Source organism: Williamsia sp. DF01-3 (assembly GCF_023051145.1).
Classification (GTDB): Bacteria; Actinomycetota; Actinomycetes; order Mycobacteriales; family Mycobacteriaceae; genus Williamsia.
This window is the reverse complement of the sequence record NZ_JALKFS010000005.1, coordinates 3,554,672-3,575,518: the sequence shown is the minus strand read 5'-3', so window position 1 is coordinate 3,575,518 and position 20,847 is coordinate 3,554,672. Positions and strand designations below refer to the sequence as shown.

The window sequence follows — 20,847 nt, the reverse complement described above, 5'->3', positions numbered from 1 at the left end:
TCATCTGAACGCCTGACGCGCCTGTCTCCGGTCCCTCGACCTGCGATCGGGAACAAGCGCGCCGAGCAGGAAGTTGACGATCGAGATGATCACCGACCCCCACACCGCGGTCCAGAACCCGTCGATGCTGAGCCCGAACTCGGTGGAGTCGGTGATCCACGCGGTCAGCAGCAACATCAAGGCGTTGATGACCAGCGTGAACAAGCCCAGTGTGAGGATCAGCAGGGGGATCGACAGCAGTTTCACCACCGGCTTGATCGCGGTGTTCACCACGGTGAACACCAGGGCGATGAACAGGACGATCAGGACCTGTGCGGACGTGTCGCGGCCGTCGGTGGCGATGGAGATGCCGGTGACGAGCGCCGCGGCCATCCAGATCGCGATGGCGTTGATCAGCAGGCGGACGACGAAGACCATGTGCCGATCCTAGGGCCGCCGGTGAAAACAGCTGGCCGCACCGCATATCCTTGAACTCGGATCCATAGCGCACTGTGGATCGCCGACCCACCCGTCAGGAGTATTCGCCGATGCTTGCCCGCACCGACCTACGCGGTGCCCGTGCCACCACTGCTCAACTGCGCCGGGCGATGCCGCGCGGCGCGACCGACGTCGACGCAGTCCTCGGACAGGTCAAGCCGGTGATTGACGCGATCCGCGACCGCGGGGCCGAGGCCGCCCTGGAGTACGGGAAGAAGTTCGATGGCGTCGCGCCCGACACCGTGCGGGTCCCGACCGAGCTGATCGACCAGGCCCTGGCCGACATCGACCCGGACGTCCGCGCCGCACTCACCGAATCCATCGACCGGGCTCGGAAGGTGCACGCCGACCAGCGCCGCACCGATGTGACAACCGAGGTCAGTCCAGGCGGAACGGTGACCGAGCGCTGGATCCCCGTGAGCCGCGTGGGTCTCTACGTGCCCGGCGGCAACGCCGTGTACCCGTCCAGCGTCGTGATGAACGTGGTGCCTGCCCAGGAAGCCGGCGTCGACACCCTGGTGGTCAGTTCCCCGCCTCAGGCACAGTTCGGCGGCATGCCACACCCGACCATCTTGGCGGCGTGCGCGCTCCTCGGGGTCACCGAGGTGTGGGCGGTGGGCGGCGCGCAGGCGGTGGCATTGCTCACCTACGGCGGCACCGACACCGATGGCACCGACCTCGAGCCGGTCGACCTCATCACCGGCCCCGGCAATATCTATGTCACCGCCGCAAAACGGTTGTGCCGCAGTGTTGTCGGGATCGACTCGGAGGCAGGCCCCACCGAGATCGCGATCCTCGCGGACGATTCGGCGAACCCGGTCAATGTGGCCGCCGATCTCATCAGTCAGGCCGAGCACGATGTGATGGCTGCGTCCGTCCTGGTCACCGACAGCACGGCCTTGGCCGATGCCGTGGATGCCGAACTCGAAGTACAGATCGAGCGCACCACACACAGCGAACGGGTACGCACCGCGCTGGGCGGATCGCAATCAGGTGTGATCCTCGTCGACGACATCGAACAGGGGCTGCGGGTGGTCAATGCCTATGCGGCGGAGCACCTGGAGATCCAGACCCGAGACGCCAAGGGTGTTGCGGCGCAGGTGCACAGCGCCGGCGCCATCTTCGTCGGCGACTTCTCGCCGGTCAGTCTGGGTGACTACTGCGCGGGTTCCAATCATGTGCTGCCCACATCGGGGTCGGCTCGGCACAGTTCGGGACTGTCGGTACAGACGTTCCTGCGTGGGGTCCATGTCATCGACTACGACGAGGCCGCGCTCAAAGAGGTCTCCGGGCATGTGCAGACACTTGCGCGTGCCGAGGATCTGCCTGCCCACGGCGAAGCTGTCCGACTGCGGTTCGCCGGCGCGGTGGACAGTACCGGTGGCGAGCAGCAGTGAGCGCTCCCAGCAGCCGCATCGGGTTGGACGACCTTCCACTCCGCGAGTCGCTGAGGGGCCAATCACCCTACGGCGCACCGCAACTGGAAGTCCCATATCGACTGAACACCAACGAGAACCCGCACCCACCGTCGCAGGCACTGGTCGACGACCTGGCAGAGTCGGTGCGTGCTGCGGCAAGTCGGTTACACCGCTATCCCGACCGCGATGCCGTTGCCCTGCGCACGGATCTGGCCGCATACCTCACCACGAGGACCGGCATCCGGCTCGGTGTCGAAAACCTGTGGGCAGCAAACGGATCCAATGAAGTGCTGCAGCAGTTGTTGCAGGCCTTCGGAGGGCCCGGCCGAACGGCACTCGGATTCGTACCCTCGTACTCGATGCATCCGATCATCTCCACGGGAATCGACACCACCTGGATCGAGGCCAAGCGCAGCGCCGACTTCTCGTTCGACCTCGACGTGGCCCTGGGCGCGATCGAGGAACTGCGGCCCGACGTGGTGTTCCTGACGTCGCCGAACAATCCGACGGGTGGCTCGATACCGCTGGACGAGATGCAGGCAGTCGCGGCGGCCGCGCCCGGCATCGTCATCGTCGACGAGGCCTATGCGGAATTCTCCGCAGCACCGAGCGCTGTGGCGCTCATCGAAGAGTTCCCGGCCACGGTTGTTGTCAGCCGGACCATGAGCAAGGCGTTCGCGTTCGCCGGAGGACGGCTCGGTTACCTGGCCGCAGACCCGGCAATGATCGACGCCCTGCTGCTGGTCCGTCTGCCGTATCACCTCTCGGTGATCACGCAGGCCGCCGCGCGCGCGGCTCTGCGGCACGCCGACGACACCCTCGCGGGAGTCGCGGCCATCGTCGCCGAGCGCGAGCGGGTCACCGCGGGACTGACCGACCTCGGCTTCCACGTGGTGGACTCCGACGCCAACTTCATCCTGTTCGGCGACTTTGCCGACGCCACCGCCAGCTGGCAGCACTACCTCGACGGCGGTGTGCTGATCCGGGACATGCACAGCGCCGGGCATCTGCGTGCGACCATCGGCCTGCCCGCCGAGAACGACGCGCTGCTGGCACGCAGTGCCGAACTGGCCGGCTCCGACCTCGTAGGAGGACAACAACAATGACAACCCAGGCTCGCGTCGCTCGGATCGAGCGCACCACCCGCGAATCATCCATCACCGTCGAGATCAACCTCGATGGCACCGGCGTCACCGAGATCTCCACCGGAGTGGCCTTCTACGACCACATGCTCACCGCGTTCGGGGCACACGGCAGTTTTGACCTGACCGTCGCGGCAAAGGGCGACGTCGAGATCGAGGCGCACCACACCGTCGAGGACACCGCAATCGTGCTCGGCCAGGCGATTCGACAGGCACTGGGTGACAAGTCGGGTATTCGCCGCTTCGGCGACGCATGGATCCCCATGGACGAGACGCTCGCGCAGGCGATCGTCGACGTCTCGGGTCGGCCCTACTGCGTGTTCACCGGAGAACCCGACCACCTTCTCACCAGCACGATCGGTGGCAATCCAGGTGTCCCGTACCACACGGTGATCAACAAGCACGTGTTCGAATCCCTCGCGATGAACGCACAGATCGCACTGCACGTCCGAACGCTGTACGGTCGCGACCCCCACCACATCACCGAGGCGCAGTTCAAGGCAGTGGCACGCGCTCTGCGGGCGGCGGTGGAGCCAGACCCGCGGGTGAGTGGGGTCCCCTCGACGAAAGGTGCGCTGTGAGCAACACCGGAAGCGGCACCGAAGGCCGCACAGTCGCGATTCTCGACTACGGATCAGGCAATCTGCGCTCGGCGCAGCGGGCGCTCGAGCGCACCGGTGCCGACGTCACCGTCACCTCGGACGCCCACACGGCCCTGGAAGCCGACGGCCTCGTTGTACCCGGCGTCGGAGCCTTCGCCACATGCATGGAAGGGCTGCGCGAGATCAAGGGCGACCGCATAATCGATGACCGGCTAGCCGGTGGTCGTCCGGTGCTGGGCATCTGTGTCGGGATGCAGATCCTATTCGAACGGGGCGTCGAGTTCGGTGTCGAGGCCGACGGGTGCGGACAGTGGCCGGGCACGGTCAGTGCGCTCCCGGCCCCGGTGCTCCCACACATGGGCTGGAACACCGTTGAGGCCGAACCGGACTCGGTCCTGTTCGAGGGCATGCCCGACGATGAGCGGTTCTATTTTGTGCACTCCTATGCGGCACAGACGTGGGAACTGCATTCCGAGGGACATTTCAAACCCGCCAAGCTCACGTGGTCCGAACACGGTGGTCGATTTCTGGCCGCCGTCGAGAACGGTCCACTGAGTGCGACCCAGTTCCACCCGGAGAAGTCCGGTGACGCCGGAGCCCGGCTCCTGCGCAACTGGGTGCGGTCGTTGAAGTGAGCCCGACCAGCTCGACCGCGATCACACGCGGACGGCGATGAGCCCGGCGCGCCAGTTCTCTTTTGCTCGGCTCGCCGTCTTCGCGCTCGGCGCCGGCACGGCGGTTCTGGTGTTCTCGGTGCCCGTGGTGATCTGGTTGGCGCAGGTCGCACCGCTGGCTGCACTGGTCGTCGCGCTGCTGGCACTGGTGGTCGCGGTCGCGGCGATGGGTATTGTGGCCAACCGGATGGTCGACCGGGCAGCCCATGCCGATGATGGCGAGATCGACCCGAAGAACACCGAAAGGGATTGACACACAGCATGAGCTCACGACTTGAACTGCTTCCGGCGGTCGACGTGGCCGATGGCCAGGCGGTGCGGCTGGTGCAGGGCGCCGCAGGCAGCGAGACGTCCTACGGTTCTCCGCGAGAGGCCGCATTGACGTGGCAGCGCGACGGTGCCGAGTGGGTGCATCTGGTGGACCTCGACGCGGCGTTCGGCCGGGGCAGCAACCGCGAATTGCTGGCCGAGGTGATCGGTGAGCTGGACGTGAAGGTCGAACTGTCGGGCGGTATCCGTGACGACGATTCCCTCAAGGCGGCGCTCGCCACCGGCTGTGCGCGGGTGAACCTCGGCACCGCTGCACTGGAGAACCCACAGTGGTGCTCGCGCGCGATCGCCGAACACGGCGACCGGATCGCGGTGGGCCTGGACGTCCAGTTCGTCGACGGCTCGTACCGGCTGCGCGGACGGGGATGGGTGTCCGACGGCGGCGACCTCTGGGAGGTTCTGGCCCGGCTCGAGCGCGACGGCTGTAGCCGCTATGTCGTCACCGACGTGACCAAGGACGGCACCCTCACCGGGCCCAATCTCGAACTGCTGCGCGAGGTCACCTCGAAGACCGACGCCCCCGTCGTCGCCTCAGGTGGGGTGTCGACTCTCGACGACCTCGTGGCGATCGCCGGACTGGTCGACGGTGGCGTCGAAGGCGCCATCGTGGGCAAGGCGCTGTATGCCGGGCGGTTCACCCTGGTGGAGGCGCTTGCGGCGGTGTCGTCATGAACGTCGAACCCGCATGACCGCCACTGACGTCCCCGATTTCCCGGCCGACCTCGATCCGAACCGTCTGCTCGCCACCGCTGCCGACGTGCTCGACTCGGTCACCGGCCGGTTTCGCGATGGCCTGGGTGCACCGAGCGCAGTCACCAAGGGGCACACCGACTTTGCCACCGAGTTCGATCTGGAGCTGGAACGGATCATCTCGGCCGAACTGCAGGAACGCACCGGGATCGGTGTGCACGGCGAGGAGTACGGCGGCCCCGACCTCACCGAAGGCACCGTCTGGGTGGTCGATCCGATCGACGGCACGTTCAACTACTCGGCTGGGGTGCCGGTGGCCGGAATCCTGCTGGCGCTGCTGCACAACGGACTGCCGGTGCTGGGACTCACCTGGCTCCCGCTCTCGGATCTGAAGTACGCCGGGTTCGTGGGTGGCGGAATCACCTGCAACGGCAAGCTGCTCGATCCGCTGCCGACCCTGCGGCTCGATGAAGCGATGCTGGCGTTCGGTGCCTTCAACCTCGACAGCCGCGGGCGCTACCCCGGGTCCTTCCGGGTGGAGTTGCTCGGCGAACTCAGCAGACGGACCGCTCGACTGCGTCTGTTCGGCAGTACCGGCTTCGACCTGGCCCTGACCGCCGGCGGTCAGATCAACGGGGCGATCAGCTTCGGTCACCACGCCTGGGACAACGCGGCGGGGGCCGCGCTGGTGCTCGCTGCAGGAGGTCAGATCAGTGACCTCGCGGGCGACCCGTGGACGGTCAACTCGCCGTCCATCCTGGCCGCCGCGCCAGGGGTGCACGGCGACCTGGTCGAGCTCATCTCGCAGCTCGGCGATCCACGTGCGTTCGAGGTTCCGAAGGAGAAATACCGATGACGGTCGCCGTACGGGTCATCCCGTGTCTGGACGTCGATGCCGGCCGTGTGGTCAAAGGGGTCAACTTCCAGAACCTGCGCGACGCCGGCGACCCTGTGGAACTGGCCGCCGCATACGACGCGGACGGAGCCGACGAGCTCACCTTCCTCGACGTCACCGCCTCCAGTGGAAACCGCGGCACCATGCTCGATGTGGTCAAGCGCACCGCCGATCAGGTGTTCATCCCACTCACCGTGGGCGGTGGTGTCCGCACGGTCGCCGACGTGGATCGACTGCTCCGTGCCGGTGCGGACAAGGTGGGTGTGAACACCGCTGCCATCGCCAACCCTGATGTGCTCGGCGAGATGAGCCGGCATTTCGGATCGCAGTGCATCGTCCTGTCCGTCGACGCCCGCACTGTGCCCGACGGCGAGTCACCGACCCCATCGGGGTGGGAGGTCACCACCCACGGAGGCCGTAAGGGCACCGGGATCGACGCGGTCGAATGGGCCAGACGCGGCCAGGACCTCGGGGTCGGGGAGATCCTGCTGAACTCGATGGACGCGGACGGCACCAAGAACGGTTTCGATCTCGACATGATCACCGCTGTCAGGGCAGCGGTGCAGGTCCCGGTGATCGCCAGTGGCGGAGCGGGGGCGCTGGAACATTTTGTCCCTGCGGTGCGTTGCGGGGCAGACGCGGTGCTGGCCGCCTCGGTGTTCCATTTCGGCCAGCTCACCATCGGCCAGGTCAAGGACGCGATGCGGGCCGAGTCCATCCCGGTTCGCTAGCGCCCGACCCGTTTCAACCCCAGGAGTTCCCATGTCGCTCGACCCGGAGACAGCCGGCAAGCTCAAGCGCAATGCCGACGGTCTGATCTGCGCGGTGGTGCAAGAAGCCGGGACCGGCGACGTGCTGATGGTCGCGTGGATGGATGACGACGCCCTCGAACGAACCCTGACCACCCGTGAGGCCACGTACTTCTCCAGATCACGCGGCACCCAGTGGATCAAGGGCGCCACCAGTGGCCACACCCAGAAGGTTCTCGAGGTGCGCCTGGACTGTGATGGTGACACCGTGCTGCTCACGGTCGAGCAGACCGGCGGGGCATGCCATACCGGCGACCACAGTTGTTTCGACGCGGACGTTCTCTTCACCTCCATCTCGTGAGCAACTCCCGTCAGAACCCACAGCGACCACCCGATTCCGGCGACGCAGAACCCAGCAAAACAGTGAGGCCGACATGCCGTTGATCCAGATCTCTCAGACCCCGGGACTCAGCGACCGGGTCAAGCGCGAGACCATCGCCGCGGTCACCGAGGCCTACGCCCGCGCGACGGGGAAGAACCCTGATTCCGTGTGGGTCACGATCACCGAGGTACCGCGCACGCAGTGGGGTGTCGGTGGGGAACCGCTCGGTCAATAGCGGCGGCCGACCGGGACGAAGTCCGTTGATGAAATGATGGTCGCGATGCCGAACAAGACCACAGCCGCCGCACCCGCCGAGGGTTTCTCAGATACCACCACGCTGGCCGAGTTCCTCGACCTCGCCGCCGACCATCGGGTGGTCCCGGTGACCCGCAAGGTTCTCGCCGACGCGGAGACCCCGCTGTCGACGTATCACAAACTGGCCGGTGACCGGCCCGGGACCTTCTTGCTGGAGTCGGCGGAGAACGGGCGCTCGTGGTCGCGATGGTCGTTCATCGGGGCGGGATCACCGTCGGCGTTGACCTCCGTGGACGGTGAGGCGACGTGGTGGGGGACCAGGCCGGCCGGGGCGCCGTCGGGCGGCGACCCACTTGCCGCACTCGCCGAGGCGCTGAAGATCCTGGCGACGGACCGGCTGCCCGGATTGCCTCCGTTGACCGGCGGGTTCGTCGGGTTCCTGGCGTACGACGCCGTTCGGCGACTCGAGCGTCTGCCCGACACCACCGAGAACGATCTGCATCTGCCCGAGATGCTGATGATGCTCGCCACCGACATCGCAGCGGTCGACCACCACGAGGGAACCATCACGCTGATCGCCAACGCGGTCAACTGGGACGGCACCGCCGAACGCGCCGAGTTCGCCTACGCCGATGCGCTCGCCCGGCTCGACACGATGACGGAGGCGCTCGCCGCTCCGGCGCCCTCGACGGTGTCCACCTATCGGCCGGTCGAGCCCGAGTTCACTGCTCAGCGCACCCGTGAGGAGTACGGCACCATCGTCACCAGCCTCGTGTCCGAGATCGAGGCAGGCGAGGCGTTCCAGGTTGTACCGTCCATGCGTTTCGAGATGCAGACCGATGCCGATCCAATCGACGTGTACCGGGTGCTGCGCACCACGAACCCCAGCCCGTACATGTACCTCCTACGCATCCCCGGCATCGGACGCCCGGACTTCACCATCGTCGGATCCAGTCCGGAAGCGCTTGTGACCGTGAAAGATTCGGTGGCAACCACTCATCCGATCGCGGGTACCCGCTGGCGTGGGGACACCGAGGCGGACGACCTGCTGCTCGAGAAGGATCTGCTGGCGGACGAGAAGGAGAACTCCGAACACCTGATGCTCGTGGATCTGGGACGCAACGATCTCGGCCGCGTCTGTGAACCGGGCACCGTGCAGGTCAGCGACTACCGGCACATCGAGCGGTACAGCCATGTCATGCACCTGGTGTCCACGGTGTCGGGTCACCTGCGTGATGACAGCACCGCGCTCGACGCGGTGAACGCGTGCTTCCCGGCGGGGACCCTGACCGGGGCACCCAAGGTGCGCGCGATGGAACTGATCGACGAGCACGAGAAGACGCGGCGTGGTCTGTACGGGGGTGTGGTCGGTTACCTCGACTTCGCAGGCGATGCGGACACCGCCATCGCGATTCGTACCGCGGTGATGACCGAGGGCCGGGCCTACGTGCAGGCCGGAGGAGGCGTGGTGGCCGACAGCCAGGCTGACTATGAATACAACGAGGCGAGCAACAAGGCGCGAGGTGTCCTCAAGGCCATCGCCGCCGCCGAGACGATGTCACGAGTGGGTGGCGACCGATGACCGAACCGGGCGATAAGACGCACCCCGGCGACCTGCCCTCCGATGAGGCGGTGGCCGGCCATCGCGGTGGTGGACGTGGCCGGCGCCTCGGCGTCATCGCCGTTCTGCTCGGAGTGGCGGCGGTCGCGTTCTGGGCCGCGTCGCGCATGACGTGGGCCGAACTGATCGCGGCAGACGGCATGGCTCCGCCTCGCACATTCACGGTCAAAGGGTCGGACTGGACGCTGCTGTTGACCCCGCTCGCGATCGTCCTTCTGGCCGGGATCGCCGCGGCCGCCTCCCTGCGTGGGTGGGCGCTGCGAATCGCCGCCGTCATCGTCGCGGCCATTGCCGTCCTCGGGATCCTGCCCGCGATCACCCTTCTCACCGGCGATGACCACACGACCTACGCCGCGAAGGTGATCGACATGCCGGCGCGGTATCAGCCACTCGAGGTCGATACCTCGGTCCTGCCAGGCATAGTCGTGCTTCTCGGTGCGCTGGCAGCAGTGCTCGGGGCCGTGGTCATGCTGCAGACCGCCGCCCTGGATGCCCCCATGTCGTCGAAGTACAAATCGCCTGCGGCACGCCGGGCCGAGCTCGAGGAACAGGTGTTCGCCAAGCGGGAGGCCGACAAGAAGTCGGGGCGAGTCACCGGCTCGGACGCCCCCCAGGAGGGCGGACGCACCTCGTCCACCGAGGCGGCCGCGGACGGTGCGCCGAACAACGAACGCATGCTCTGGGACGCCCTCGACACAGGCGACGATCCGACCGTCGGTCCGTCCGATCGGCAACCGTGACGCGTCTCACGTCCCGGGCCGGTACCCCGAATCCGACGGGTATGGCAGCGCAGCTACCCTTTGTGTACGGAAATCACGAGCAGCTGTGGCCGTTGGCGTGTTCTGCGCAACCTCGCCAGTAGCGTGAGAAAGGGGTTGATCATGAGCACGCAAACCGTCCTTGACTCGATACTTGCCGGGGTGAAAGCCGACGTCGCCGCCCGTGAGTCCGTGATCGACTTCGCGTCCATCAAGGCCGCGTCGGCCAAGGCGCCGGAACCCAAAGACGCCAAGGCGGCATTGCACGAGCCCGGAATCGGTGTCATCGCCGAGGTGAAGCGGGCGAGTCCGTCCAAGGGTGACCTGGCCGACATCATCGATCCGGCCGCCCTGGCCACCGCGTACGAGTCCGGTGGTGCCCGGATCATCAGTGTGCTCACCGAGGAGCGCAAGTTCCGGGGTTCGCTCGCCGATCTGGACGCGGTGCGCGCCGCCGTGCAGGTGCCGGTTCTCCGCAAAGACTTCATCGTGGGGCCGTATCAGATCCACGAGGCTCGGGCTCATGGCGCCGATGTCATCCTGCTCATCGTCGCCGCACTCGAACAGAACGTGCTGGCGTCGTTGCTCGACCGCACCGAGTCGTTGGGCATGACGGCGTTGGTCGAGGTTCACACCGAAGAAGAAGCCGACCGGGCACTGCAGGCCGGTGCGTCGGTCGTGGGCGTCAATGCCCGCAATCTCAAGACCCTCGAAGTCGACCGGGACAGCTTTGCGCGCATCGCTCCCGGCCTGCCCACCGAGGTCATCCGGATCGCCGAGTCCGGAGTACGCGGCACCGCCGACCTGCTGGCCTACGCCGGTGCCGGCGCAGACGCCGTGCTGGTCGGGGAGGGGCTGGTCACCTCAGGTGACCCGCGCGCCGCGGTATCCGAACTGGTGACCGCCGGAACCCACCCGTCCTGTCCCAAACCAGTCCGTTAGGCCTTCGCCGCAACATGACGTCTTCGTCTTCTGCATCAACCTCATCTCAGCCCGCCTCCGACCTGCCACCGGCCAGTGCCGGCCTGGTCACCCGCACCTCTCTCGAACCCGACCGCGGCGGGCACTTCGGTGTCTACGGTGGCGGCACGTCCCCGAAGCGCTGATGGCCGTCATCGAAGAAGTGACCGCGGCCTACGAGAAGGTGCGCACCGACGACGAGTTCCTCGGTGAACTCGACCGTCTCCAACGCGACTACAGCGGGCGACCATCGCCCCTGTACGAAGCCAGGCGACTCTCCGAGCTCGCGGGCGGCGCACGTATCTTCCTCAAACGAGAAGACTTGAACCACACGGGTTCTCACAAGATCAACAACGTGCTCGGCCAGGCGTTGCTGGCCAAGAAGATGGGCAAGAACCGGATCATCGCGGAGACCGGGGCAGGTCAGCACGGGGTGGCCACTGCGACCGCATGCGCGATGCTGGGTCAGGAATGCATCATCTACATGGGCCGCGTCGACACCGAACGTCAGGCCCTCAACGTCGCGAGGATGCGGTTGCTCGGTGCATCGGTTGTCGCAGTAGAGACCGGTTCGGCGACCCTGAAGGACGCGATCAACGAGGCGATGCGCGACTGGGTCACCAATGCCCACGACACGTACTACTGCTTCGGCACCGCGGCCGGGCCCCATCCTTTCCCGATGATGGTCCGCGATCTGCAGCGTGTGATCGGTCTCGAGGCGCGCCAGCAGATCCAGCAGGCCGTGGGCCGGCTGCCTGACGCCGTGGTCGCCTGCATCGGTGGTGGGTCGAATGCCATCGGCATCTTCCACCCGTTCCTCGACGACAAAGACGTGCGCCTGGTCGGTTTCGAAGCGGCCGGGGACGGCGTCGAGACAGGCAGGCACGCGGCCACGTTCACCGGCGGGACGCCTGGTGCTTTCCAAGGCGCCTACTCGTACCTCCTGCAGGACGGCGATGGACAGACCACCGAATCGCACTCGATCTCTGCCGGCCTGGACTACCCCGGCGTAGGGCCCGAGCACGCCCACCTCAAGGACATCGGCCGTGCCGAATACCGGCCGATCACCGACACCGAGGCGATGGACGCGCTCGCACTACTGAGTCGGAAAGAGGGAATCATCCCGGCGATCGAATCGGCCCATGCAGTAGCCGGAGCCCTCAAACTCGGCATCGAGCTCGGCCCGGATGCGGTCATCGTGGTGAACCTTTCCGGGCGCGGTGACAAGGATGTCGACACCGCAGCCAAGTGGTTCGGACTCTTCGAAGTGGATGGTCATGTCTGAATCCCCAACGGCCGACTCCCGGCTCGGCCCCCTGTTCGCCCGTTGCCGCGAGGAGAAGCGCAGCGCGCTGATCGGGTACCTGCCGGTCGGATACCCAGATCTGCCAGGGTCGCTGGACGCGATGCGCACCATGGTCGACGCCGGCTGCGACATCATCGAGGTCGGCGTCCCGTACTCCGACCCGGTCATGGACGGACCGACGATCCAGGACGCGGCCGACCAGGCACTGCGCTCGGGTGTACGGGTCCGGGACGTGTTCACCGCGGTCGAGGCGATCGCCGACGCGGGCGGCAGTGCAGTGGTGATGACCTACTGGAACCCCGTTCTCCAATACGGGGTCGATGCGTTCGCGCGTGACCTCGCCGGCGCCGGCGGCCTGGGCTTGATCACCCCCAACCTCATTCCCGAGGAAGCAGACAGCTGGATCGCTGCCTCCCATGAGCACCAACTCGACCGCATCTTCCTGGTGGCACCGTCGTCCACGGAGGAGCGGTTGGCCATGACACTCGAGGCCAGCAGTGGTTTCGTCTACGCGGCCTCCACGATGGGCGTCACCGGCGCCCGCGACAGCGTCTCCACCATGGCCCCGGAACTGTGTGCCCGCATCCGTCTGCACTCGGACATCCCGATCGGGGTCGGACTGGGTGTACGCAGCAAGGCGCAGGCCACCGAGATCGCCGGGTACGCCGACGGCGTGATCGTCGGATCCGCTCTGGTGAGCGCGGTGGCCGAGGGCGGCGACGCGCTTCGTGCACTGACTGCCGAACTAGCTGAGGGCGTCCGGGCGACGTACGCCGGGCAAGACCCGGTGTCGACCGAGGTCCCTTCGTGACCACTGAGCTGCTGGCGTACATTCCCAGCCCGTCGCAGGGGGTCTGGCATCTCGGTCCCTTCCCGCTGAGGGCCTACGCGCTCTGCATCATCGTCGGCATCGTCGTCGCGATCTGGTGGGGCAACCGGCGCTGGATCGCCCGGGGCGGCCGCGACGGCGAAGTGCTGGACGTGGCCATCTGGGCGGTTCCGTTCGGACTGATCGGTGGACGCATCTACCACGTGATCACCGACTGGAACACCTACTTCGGCGACGGTGCGAAAGAGCCGGTCGACGCCTTCAAGATCTGGGACGGCGGACTGGGTATCTGGGGCGCCGTGGCATTCGGCGCCCTCGGCGCATGGATCGGGGCTCGCCGCGCCGGGATCAAGCTTCCGCCCTTCGGCGATGCCATCGCTCCACCGATCTTGCTCGCCCAGGCCATCGGCCGACTGGGCAACTGGTTCAACCAGGAACTCTATGGGGACCGGACCGATCTGCCCTGGGGTCTGAAGATCTACGAGAGGTCGGATTCCTCGGGCTTCACCAGCCCCAACCTCATCGACGGCAAGTCCACCGGCGAGGTCTACGCGATCGTGCAGCCGACGTTTCTCTACGAGTTGTTGTGGAACCTGCTGATCGTGGCCGCACTGATCATCATCGATCGCCGGTTCCGGATCGGCCACGGGCGGCTGTTCGCGCTCTACGTGGCCGGCTACTGCGTCGGGCGCTTTGTCATCGAAACCCTCCGGACAGACCCGGCCACCATGCTGTGGGACATCAGGATCAACCTGTTCACCTCTGCGCTGGTGTTCGTCTGCGCTGCCCTGTATGTGGTCATCGCGCCCAAGGGCCGGGAGACGCCGCACGACATCTATCACCCAGGTGCGGCCCCCGAGACCGGACCCACCGAGCACCCCGTCGACGGGTACGTCGAAGACGAACGCGAACCGGCGACGGTTGCTGCGGCGGGCACCGCGAAGAACTCCGACGACGATTCGACCCGCACCCGGCGCGTCGATATCGACAAGCCGGCCGAGTCGACCGGGCCGGCTGCCGGGCTCGAGTCCGACGCGCCGTCGACGACGACCGCGGAGGCAACACCGGACGAGACCGCACCCGATGCGAATGCACCGGATGCGACCGGCGTATCCCAGCCTCCGGCTGCCGCGGACTCCGAGACGGTGGACAAGCCTGCGACTGCAGAAGCCACCGCAGCAAAGACCACCGAGACCACCGAGCAGGAAACCTCGGCGACGGACAAGTCCGAGCCTGAGACGAAGAACGCGGAGACAGCCGAACCCGACCAGGCCGATCCCGAGACGGCCGAGCCCGTCGAGTCGGCAACCGAGACAGAACTGCCTCCGCCGCCCCCGGACGATCTGCCCCCAGATCCCGACATCGAGACCACCGGGGACCCGAAGCTCGACAAGGCCGCCACGCCGTATCGGAAGCCCAAGCCAGACACCACAACCGGGGCCGACGAGAGCTCGAACTGACCCGGTCTTCCCTCCACCTTTGCTGCTAACATCGGAACTTACGCCACTGTGAAGTTCGCAGCGACGTATTCACCCCACGGGCCAGAGACGTCCTGAGGATTGCTGGCTGGTTCCCTCGCGAGGCGGGGGCTAGGCGTGGAGGTCGGATTTGCTGTTCTCTCAGCTCCCCGAAGCCCAGGGTCTGTACGACCCGGACAACGAAGTCGATTCCTGTGGTGTGGCGATGGTCGCCGACATCCACGGACGGCGTTCCCATTCGATCGTCGCCGACGGCCTTCTTGCCCTCGAGAACCTCGATCACCGCGGCGCGGCCGGAGCTCAGACCAACAGCGGTGACGGCGCCGGCATCCTGATGCAGGTTCCCCACGCCTTCTTGCGTGAGGTGGTCGAGTTCGACCTGCCCCCGGCAAACCTCAACGGCGAGAACACTTTTGCCGCGGGAATCTGTTTTCTTCCTGCCGATCCGGACGCCCGACGACGTGCGATCACCCGGGTGGAGGACATCGCCGCCGAGGAGAACCTCAGAATCCTGGGCTGGCGTGACCTGCCCGTCGAGGTGGACGAGGCCGACATCGGTGAGACGGCGCGGGGCTGTATGCCGTTCATGAGCCAGTTGTTCGTCAGCGGACCACTCGACGACGACGGCATCGCACCGTCGGGGCTGGAGCTCGACCGGCTCGTGTACCCGCTGCGTAAACGTGCGGAGCGGGTCACGCCGGACCTCGAGGCCGACGGCAGCGGATTGTATTTCGCCTCGCTGTCCAGTCGCACCATCGTCTACAAGGGCATGCTGACCACGAAGCAGTTGCCGCTCTACTACCCGGATCTGCGCGATGAGCGGGCCGAGAGTGCCATCGCGATCGTGCACTCGCGGTTCTCCACCAACACCTTCCCGTCCTGGCCCCTGGCGCACCCGTTCCGGTTCGTCGCCCACAACGGGGAGATCAACACCGTTCGGGGCAACCGGAATCGCATGCGGGCCCGCGAAGCGCTTCTGGATACCGACCTGATTCCCGGTGACCTCAAGCGGCTGTTCCCGATCTGCACCCCGGATGCGTCCGACTCCGCGTCGCTCGACGAGGTGTTGGAGCTGCTGCACCTCGGTGGTCGCAGTGTGCCGCATTGCGTGATGATGATGGTGCCCGAGGCCTGGGAGAACGTGCCCGACATGGATCCTCGGCGCCGCGCGTTCTGCCAGTTCCACGCCTCGATGATGGAGGCCTGGGACGGTCCGGCCTGCGTCACCTTTACCGACGGCACGATGGTCGGTGCGGTGCTCGACCGCAACGGACTACGGCCCGGGCGCTGGTGGCAGACCCGCGACGGACGAGTGGTCCTGGCCTCCGAAGCGGGCGTACTCGACATCCCCACCGACGACATCGTCGCCAAAGGCCGTCTCGAGCCGGGCAAGATGTTCCTGATCGACACCGCAGAGGGTCGGCGGATCACCGATGAGGAAATCAAGGGCCAGTTGATCGGCGAACAGCCGTACGAGGAATGGCTGCACGCCGGACTGCTGGAACTGGCCAGGCTTCCGGAGCGTCCCCGGTTCCTGCCGACCCACGAGAGCGTGGTCCGAAGGCAGGTGTCGTTCGGGTACACCGAAGAGGACCTGCGCGTACTGATCACCCCGATGGCTGCCTCGGGGTACGAGGCGCTGGGCTCGATGGGCACCGACACCCCGATCGCCGTGCTCTCGCAGCGTTCGCGTCTTCTCTACGACTACTTCGTGGAACTGTTCGCGCAGGTCACCAATCCGCCGCTGGACGCGATCCGCGAGGAGATCGTGACCTCCATGGCTCGTGTGATGGGTCCAGAGCAGAATCTGCTGCACCCGAGTGCGGCGTCGTGCCGGCAGATCCTGCTGCCCTGGCCGGTGTTGAACAACGATGAACTGGCCAAGATCGTGCACATCAACGACGACGGCAACCATCGGGGCCTGGCTGCCAAGGTGCTGCGCGCTCACTACCCGGTCGCCGAAGGGGGACCGGGTCTGGAACGTGCGCTCGAAGAACTGCGCAGGCGGGCCAGTGAGGCGATCGCGAACGGCTATTCGACGCTGGTGATCAGTGACCGCGAAGCCGACCGGGACAATGCGCCGATCCCGTCGTTGCTCGCGACGTCTGCCGTGCACCACCATCTGATCCGCACCAAGGAACGCACCCGGGTCGGTCTTGTCGTCGAGACCGGTGATGCGCGCGAGGTGCACCACGTCGCGCTGCTCATCGGCTTCGGGGCCGCGGCGGTGAACCCGTATCTGGCTTTCGAAACCATCGAAGACCTCGTCCGCGAAGGCGAACTCACCGGCGTCACCCCGTCGAAGGCGGTCCGCAACTACTTGCAGGGTCTGGGCAAGGGTGTGCTCAAGGTGATGAGCAAGATGGGCATCTCGACCGTCGGGAGTTACACGGCTGCACAGTGTTTCGAAGCCGTAGGACTCTCCGGCGACCTGGTGAAGGAGTACTTCACCCGTACGGTGTCGCGCATCGGCGGGGTCGGACTGGACGAACTGGCCGAGGAGGTCCGGATCCGTCACCACCGGGCCTACCCGCCCAACCCCACCGAGCAGGTCTACCGCCGGCTCGACGTCGGTGGCGAATACCAGTACCGCCGTGAAGGTGAGCTGCACCTGTTCAGCCCGGAGACGGTGTTCTTGTTGCAGCACGCCAGCAAGTCCGGCCGAACCGACGTCTATCGCAAATACACCGACGAGGTGGACCGGCTCTCCCGTGAGGGCGGCACACTGCGTGGGCTTTTCGAGTTCGACACCGAGGGTCGCAAACCGATCCCACTCGACGAGGTCGAATCGATCGAGTCGATCATGACGCGGTTCAACACCGGCGCGATGAGCTACGGGTCGATCTCGGCCGAGGCACACGAGACGATAGCCATCGCCATGAACAGCATCGGCGGACGGTCGAACTCGGGTGAGGGCGGCGAGGACACCGATCGGCTCTACGACCCCACTCGCCGGAGCGCGGTGAAGCAGGTGGCCTCGGGGCGCTTCGGTGTCACCAGCGACTACCTCGTCAACGCGACCGACATCCAGATCAAGATGGCGCAGGGTGCCAAACCGGGTGAGGGCGGGCAGCTGCCCGCCTACAAGGTGTATCCGTGGATCGCCAAGACCAGGCATTCGACGCCGGGCGTCGCGCTCATCTCGCCGCCGCCGCACCACGACATCTATTCGATCGAGGACCTGGCCCAGCTGATCCACGACCTCAAGAACGCCAACCCACAGGCACGCATCCACGTGAAGCTGGTCAGCGCGATGGGCGTCGGTACGGTCGCGACCGGCGTGTCCAAGGCCCATGCCGACGTGGTGCTCATCTCCGGCCACGACGGTGGGACGGGTGCGTCCCCGCTGACCTCGCTCAAACACGCGGGCACCCCATGGGAGATCGGTCTCGCCGATGCTCAACAAACGTTGATGCTCAACGGTTTACGCGACCGGATCACCGTCCAGTGTGACGGGGCACTACGCACCGGCCGGGACGTCATGGTCGCGGCCCTGCTCGGTGCCGAGGAGTACGGCTTCTCCACCGCCCCGCTGATCGTGGCCGGCTGCATCATGATGCGGGTCTGCCATCTCGACACCTGCCCCGTGGGTGTGGCGACACAGAATCCCAAGTTGCGAGCCCGGTTCACGGGCAAGGCCGAGCACATCGTGAACTTCTTCGAGTTTGTTGCCGAGGATGTGCGTGAACATCTCGCGATGCTCGGGTTCCGGACCCTCGATGAAGCGATCGGACGTTCCGATGCGCTTCACACCGCCCCTGGGGTGGCGCACTGGAAGTCGAAGGGTGTCGACCTGTCGCCGATCTTCCACACGGCCGACACCGACTCGCCGAGGCGGCGAACCCGCGAGCAGTACCACGCCCTCGACAAGGCGCTGGACCAGACGTTGATCCAGCTGGCGGAAGGAGCGCTCGAAGATGCTCACCCGGTGACCCTGGACCTGCCCGTTCGCAACGTCAACCGGACGGTCGGAACCCTGCTGGGGTCGGAGGTGACGCGACGGTACGGCGCAGACGGTTTGGCCGAAGACACCATCACGGTGTCGTTGACGGGGTCAGCCGGCCAATCGCTGGGGGCGTTCCTGCCCCGGGTGTCACGCTGAAACTCACCGGCGACGCCAACGACTATGTGGGAAAGGGCCTGTGCGGCGGGAAGATCGTCGTCCGGCCGCATCCCGACGCCCTGTTCATCGCCGAAGACCAGGTCATCGCAGGCAACACGATCCTGTACGGGGCCACCAGCGGCGAGGTCTATCTGCGCGGCCGAGTCGGCGAACGGTTCTCGGTGCGCAACTCCGGCGCCACCGCGGTGGTCGAAGGCGTGGGCGACCACGCCTGCGAGTACATGACGGGCGGGCGGGTCCTGATCCTCGGACCCACCGGTCGCAATCTTGCGGCGGGGATGTCCGGTGGCATCGCCTACGTCTACCGACTCGATCCGGGCATGGTGAACCAGGCGATGGTGGCCTTGCAGAATCCAGACCCCGACGACCTGCTGTTCCTGCACGAACACATCAGCAGACACGTCGAGCTGACCGGTTCGGCGGTGGGCGCGTCGATGCTCGCCGACTGGCCGCGGCGAAGCCGCAAGTTCACCAAGGTGATGCCCACCGACTACCAGCGGGTGCTCGACGCCGCCCGGATGGCCGAAGCAGAAGGACGCGACGTGGAAGCTGCGATCATGGAGGCGGCTCGTGGCTGATCCGCGCGGATTCCTGGAGGTCGGCAAGACCGAGGCCCCGACCCGGCCGGTCTACGAACGGGTCAACGACTGGCGTGAGGTCTACGTCGACAAAGACCCGGACAAAGAGAATCAGCACGTCTCCGAGCAGGCCCGCAGGTGCATGGACTGCGGAATCCCGTTCTGTCACTCCGGATCTGCAGGCTGCCCGTTGGGCAACCTGATCCCCGAATGGAACGACCTGGTACGCCGCGGCCGGTGGGATGCGGCCAGTGACCGTCTGCACGCCACCAACAACTTCCCCGAGTTCACCGGCAAGCTCTGCCCGGCGCCCTGCGAGGCGGCCTGCGTGCTGTCCATCTCGCACGCCACCACCGGCGGCAGTGTCACCATCAAACGCATCGAGAAGACGATTGCCGAAGAAGCCTGGCGAGAGGGACTCGTCGTCCCGCAGACCTCGGCGACGCTGTCCGGCAAATCGGTTGCGGTGGTCGGTTCGGGTCCCGCTGGTCTGGCGGCCGCGCAACAGCTCACCCGAGCGGGTCATGCGGTGACCGTCTACGAGCGAGACGACCGCATCGGAGGTCTGCTCCGCTACGGCATTCCCGAATACAAGATGCAGAAATCGGACATCGACCGGCGGATCGCCCAGATGAAGGGGGAGGGCACCGAGTTCGTCACCGAGTGCAACGTCGGAGAAGACCTGACCGTCGCCGAGCTCCGCGACCGTCACGACGCCGTCGTCCTCGCTGTCGGCGCGCTCAAGGCCCGCGACAACCCCGAGGTGCCCGGACGTGAGCTGGGCGGTGTTCACCTCGCCATGGAGCATCTGGTGCCCGCCAATCGCGAGTGTGAGGGCGACGGCGCATCACCGATCTCCGCGCACGGCAAACATGTGGTGATCATCGGCGGTGGCGACACCGGAGCCGACTGCCTGGGTACCGCCCACCGTCAGGGTGCCGCGTCGGTCACCCAGCTCGACTACAACCCCGAGTTGCCACCGGAACGGGACGAGAACCTCTCACCCTGGCCGACATGGCCGCTGATCTTGCGCGACTCCGCCGCGCACGTCGAGGGCGGCGAGCGCAGATATCAGGTTGCGGTGCAACGTTTCCTTGGCGATGACAACGGCAACGTCACCGCGATGGTGCTGGCCGAGGTCACTGTCGAACGCGACGACAACGGCAGACGAAACGTCGTGCCGGTGGGGGATGAGTTCGAAATGCCGTGCGAAATGGCACTTTTCGCGATCGGATTCGAGGGTGTCGAACGCACGGCGTTGTTGACCGACCTCGAGTTGGCCCCCAACGGCCGCGGCGCGCTGTCCTGTGGCAGCGACTGGCAGACCGACACGCCCGGGGTGTTCGTCTGTGGCGATGCCCACCGTGGGGCCTCGCTGGTGGTGTGGGCGATCGCCGAGGGACGGGCGGCGGCGCGTGGTGTCGATGAGTACCTGATGGGCGAATCGGATTTGCCCTCACCAGTTCATCCCGCGGCGCTTCCGCTCTCGGTCCGCTGACGACGGACTGCCGCGGCGGTACCTACGACGGGGCCAAAGACGGAGTTCGACGTAACTTCACGTGACGTCTTGGGTGCTTACG

General features: G+C 66.4%; 17 protein-coding genes and 2 pseudogenes. 18 read left to right on the top strand and 1 reads right to left on the bottom strand.

The genetic code is table 11. The annotated features are described in order from the left end of the window. Window positions 1-417, bottom strand: a complete 417-nt coding sequence (locus MVA47_RS18925; protein ID WP_247209312.1) for a phage holin family protein — start codon at window positions 415-417, stop codon at window positions 1-3. A gap of 110 nt (window positions 418-527) precedes the next feature. On the opposite strand from MVA47_RS18925, the gene hisD reads away from it, so the two are divergent. The 18 genes and pseudogenes from hisD to MVA47_RS18835 all read left to right on the top strand — a co-directional run bounded on the left by hisD (window position 528) and on the right by MVA47_RS18835 (window position 20,765). Further along, window positions 528-1,874, top strand: coding sequence for a histidinol dehydrogenase (gene hisD / locus MVA47_RS18920; protein ID WP_247209311.1), 1,347 nt, complete (start codon window positions 528-530; stop codon window positions 1,872-1,874). Next, entirely contained in the window at window positions 1,871-3,001 is a 1,131-nt protein-coding gene (locus MVA47_RS18915) for a histidinol-phosphate transaminase (RefSeq protein ID WP_247209310.1), read from the top strand. Before hisD ends, MVA47_RS18915 begins: the two co-directional genes overlap by 4 nt. After that, the gene (hisB, locus tag MVA47_RS18910) at window positions 2,998-3,618 is read left to right on the top strand and encodes an imidazoleglycerol-phosphate dehydratase HisB (protein ID WP_116914736.1); all 621 of its coding nucleotides are present in this window, start codon (window positions 2,998-3,000) and stop codon (window positions 3,616-3,618) included. Before MVA47_RS18915 ends, hisB begins: the two co-directional genes overlap by 4 nt. After that, complete coding sequence (gene hisH, locus MVA47_RS18905; protein ID WP_247209309.1) at window positions 3,615-4,274, top strand: imidazole glycerol phosphate synthase subunit HisH; 660 nt, start codon at window positions 3,615-3,617, stop codon at window positions 4,272-4,274. The genes hisB and hisH overlap by 4 nt, the downstream gene beginning before the upstream one ends. Before the next feature lie 37 nt (window positions 4,275-4,311). After that, a complete protein-coding gene (locus MVA47_RS18900) occupies window positions 4,312-4,566 on the top strand; it encodes a hypothetical protein (RefSeq protein WP_247209308.1) in 255 nt (84 codons plus the stop codon). A gap of 8 nt (window positions 4,567-4,574) precedes the next feature. Further along, window positions 4,575-5,315, top strand: a complete 741-nt coding sequence (gene priA / locus MVA47_RS18895; RefSeq protein WP_247209307.1) for a bifunctional 1-(5-phosphoribosyl)-5-((5-phosphoribosylamino)methylideneamino)imidazole-4-carboxamide isomerase/phosphoribosylanthranilate isomerase PriA — start codon at window positions 4,575-4,577, stop codon at window positions 5,313-5,315. A 13-nt stretch (window positions 5,316-5,328) separates the two neighbouring features. After that, the gene (locus tag MVA47_RS18890; RefSeq protein WP_247209306.1) at window positions 5,329-6,189 is read left to right on the top strand and encodes an inositol monophosphatase; all 861 of its coding nucleotides are present in this window, start codon (window positions 5,329-5,331) and stop codon (window positions 6,187-6,189) included. Next, window positions 6,186-6,959 (top strand): imidazole glycerol phosphate synthase subunit HisF, encoded by a 774-nt coding sequence (gene hisF / locus MVA47_RS18885; RefSeq protein WP_023960971.1) that lies wholly within the window; start codon window positions 6,186-6,188, stop codon window positions 6,957-6,959. Before MVA47_RS18890 ends, hisF begins: the two co-directional genes overlap by 4 nt. A 31-nt stretch (window positions 6,960-6,990) precedes the next feature. Next, window positions 6,991-7,338, top strand: coding sequence for a phosphoribosyl-AMP cyclohydrolase (gene hisI, locus MVA47_RS18880; protein WP_023960969.1), 348 nt, complete (start codon window positions 6,991-6,993; stop codon window positions 7,336-7,338). Beyond that, on the top strand, window positions 7,235-7,594 hold the full coding sequence (locus MVA47_RS26795; protein WP_281504811.1) for a tautomerase family protein: 360 nt from the start codon (window positions 7,235-7,237) through the stop codon (window positions 7,592-7,594). The genes hisI and MVA47_RS26795 overlap by 104 nt, the downstream gene beginning before the upstream one ends. Before the next feature lie 45 nt (window positions 7,595-7,639). After that, a complete protein-coding gene (locus tag MVA47_RS18870) occupies window positions 7,640-9,196 on the top strand; it encodes an anthranilate synthase component I (RefSeq protein WP_247209305.1) in 1,557 nt (518 codons plus the stop codon). Further along, a complete protein-coding gene (locus MVA47_RS18865) occupies window positions 9,193-9,975 on the top strand; it encodes a Trp biosynthesis-associated membrane protein (RefSeq protein WP_247209304.1) in 783 nt (260 codons plus the stop codon). Before MVA47_RS18870 ends, MVA47_RS18865 begins: the two co-directional genes overlap by 4 nt. 141 nt (window positions 9,976-10,116) lie before the next feature. Continuing rightward, complete coding sequence (gene trpC / locus MVA47_RS18860) at window positions 10,117-10,935, top strand: indole-3-glycerol phosphate synthase TrpC (protein WP_247209303.1); 819 nt, start codon at window positions 10,117-10,119, stop codon at window positions 10,933-10,935. 14 nt (window positions 10,936-10,949) lie between these two features. Next, window positions 10,950-12,238 (top strand): annotated as a pseudogene (gene trpB, locus MVA47_RS18855) (tryptophan synthase subunit beta). After that, on the top strand, window positions 12,231-13,070 hold the full coding sequence (trpA, locus tag MVA47_RS18850; RefSeq protein ID WP_247209302.1) for a tryptophan synthase subunit alpha: 840 nt from the start codon (window positions 12,231-12,233) through the stop codon (window positions 13,068-13,070). The pseudogene trpB and the gene trpA overlap by 8 nt, the downstream one beginning before the upstream one ends. After that, the gene (gene lgt / locus MVA47_RS18845) at window positions 13,067-14,548 is read left to right on the top strand and encodes a prolipoprotein diacylglyceryl transferase (protein ID WP_247209301.1); all 1,482 of its coding nucleotides are present in this window, start codon (window positions 13,067-13,069) and stop codon (window positions 14,546-14,548) included. Before trpA ends, lgt begins: the two co-directional genes overlap by 4 nt. Before the next feature lie 148 nt (window positions 14,549-14,696). Then, window positions 14,697-19,267: pseudogene (gene gltB / locus MVA47_RS18840) on the top strand (glutamate synthase large subunit). Further along, entirely contained in the window at window positions 19,260-20,765 is a 1,506-nt protein-coding gene (locus tag MVA47_RS18835) for a glutamate synthase subunit beta (RefSeq protein WP_247209300.1), read from the top strand. Before gltB ends, MVA47_RS18835 begins: the two are co-directional and overlap by 8 nt. The last annotated feature ends 82 nt before the right edge of the window (window positions 20,766-20,847 follow it).

What these genes read in the sequence shown, in the direction of transcription:
- MVA47_RS18870 (WP_247209305.1), top strand. Translation starts at nt 7,640, where the DNA reads ATGCCGAACAAGACCACAGCCGCCGCACCCGCCGAGGGTTTCTCAGAT.
- trpC (WP_247209303.1), top strand. Translation starts at nt 10,117, where the DNA reads ATGAGCACGCAAACCGTCCTTGACTCGATACTTGCCGGGGTGAAAGCC.
- priA (WP_247209307.1), top strand. Translation starts at nt 4,575, where the DNA reads ATGAGCTCACGACTTGAACTGCTTCCGGCGGTCGACGTGGCCGATGGC.
- hisD (WP_247209311.1), top strand. Translation starts at nt 528, where the DNA reads ATGCTTGCCCGCACCGACCTACGCGGTGCCCGTGCCACCACTGCTCAA.
- MVA47_RS26795 (WP_281504811.1), top strand. Translation starts at nt 7,235, where the DNA reads ATGGTGACACCGTGCTGCTCACGGTCGAGCAGACCGGCGGGGCATGCC.
- hisB (WP_116914736.1), top strand. Translation starts at nt 2,998, where the DNA reads ATGACAACCCAGGCTCGCGTCGCTCGGATCGAGCGCACCACCCGCGAA.
- trpA (WP_247209302.1), top strand. Translation starts at nt 12,231, where the DNA reads ATGTCTGAATCCCCAACGGCCGACTCCCGGCTCGGCCCCCTGTTCGCC.
- MVA47_RS18925 (WP_247209312.1), bottom strand. Translation starts at nt 417, where the DNA reads ATGGTCTTCGTCGTCCGCCTGCTGATCAACGCCATCGCGATCTGGATG.
- hisF (WP_023960971.1), top strand. Translation starts at nt 6,186, where the DNA reads ATGACGGTCGCCGTACGGGTCATCCCGTGTCTGGACGTCGATGCCGGC.
- hisI (WP_023960969.1), top strand. Translation starts at nt 6,991, where the DNA reads ATGTCGCTCGACCCGGAGACAGCCGGCAAGCTCAAGCGCAATGCCGAC.
- MVA47_RS18865 (WP_247209304.1), top strand. Translation starts at nt 9,193, where the DNA reads ATGACCGAACCGGGCGATAAGACGCACCCCGGCGACCTGCCCTCCGAT.
- MVA47_RS18900 (WP_247209308.1), top strand. Translation starts at nt 4,312, where the DNA reads ATGAGCCCGGCGCGCCAGTTCTCTTTTGCTCGGCTCGCCGTCTTCGCG.
- MVA47_RS18890 (WP_247209306.1), top strand. Translation starts at nt 5,329, where the DNA reads ATGACCGCCACTGACGTCCCCGATTTCCCGGCCGACCTCGATCCGAAC.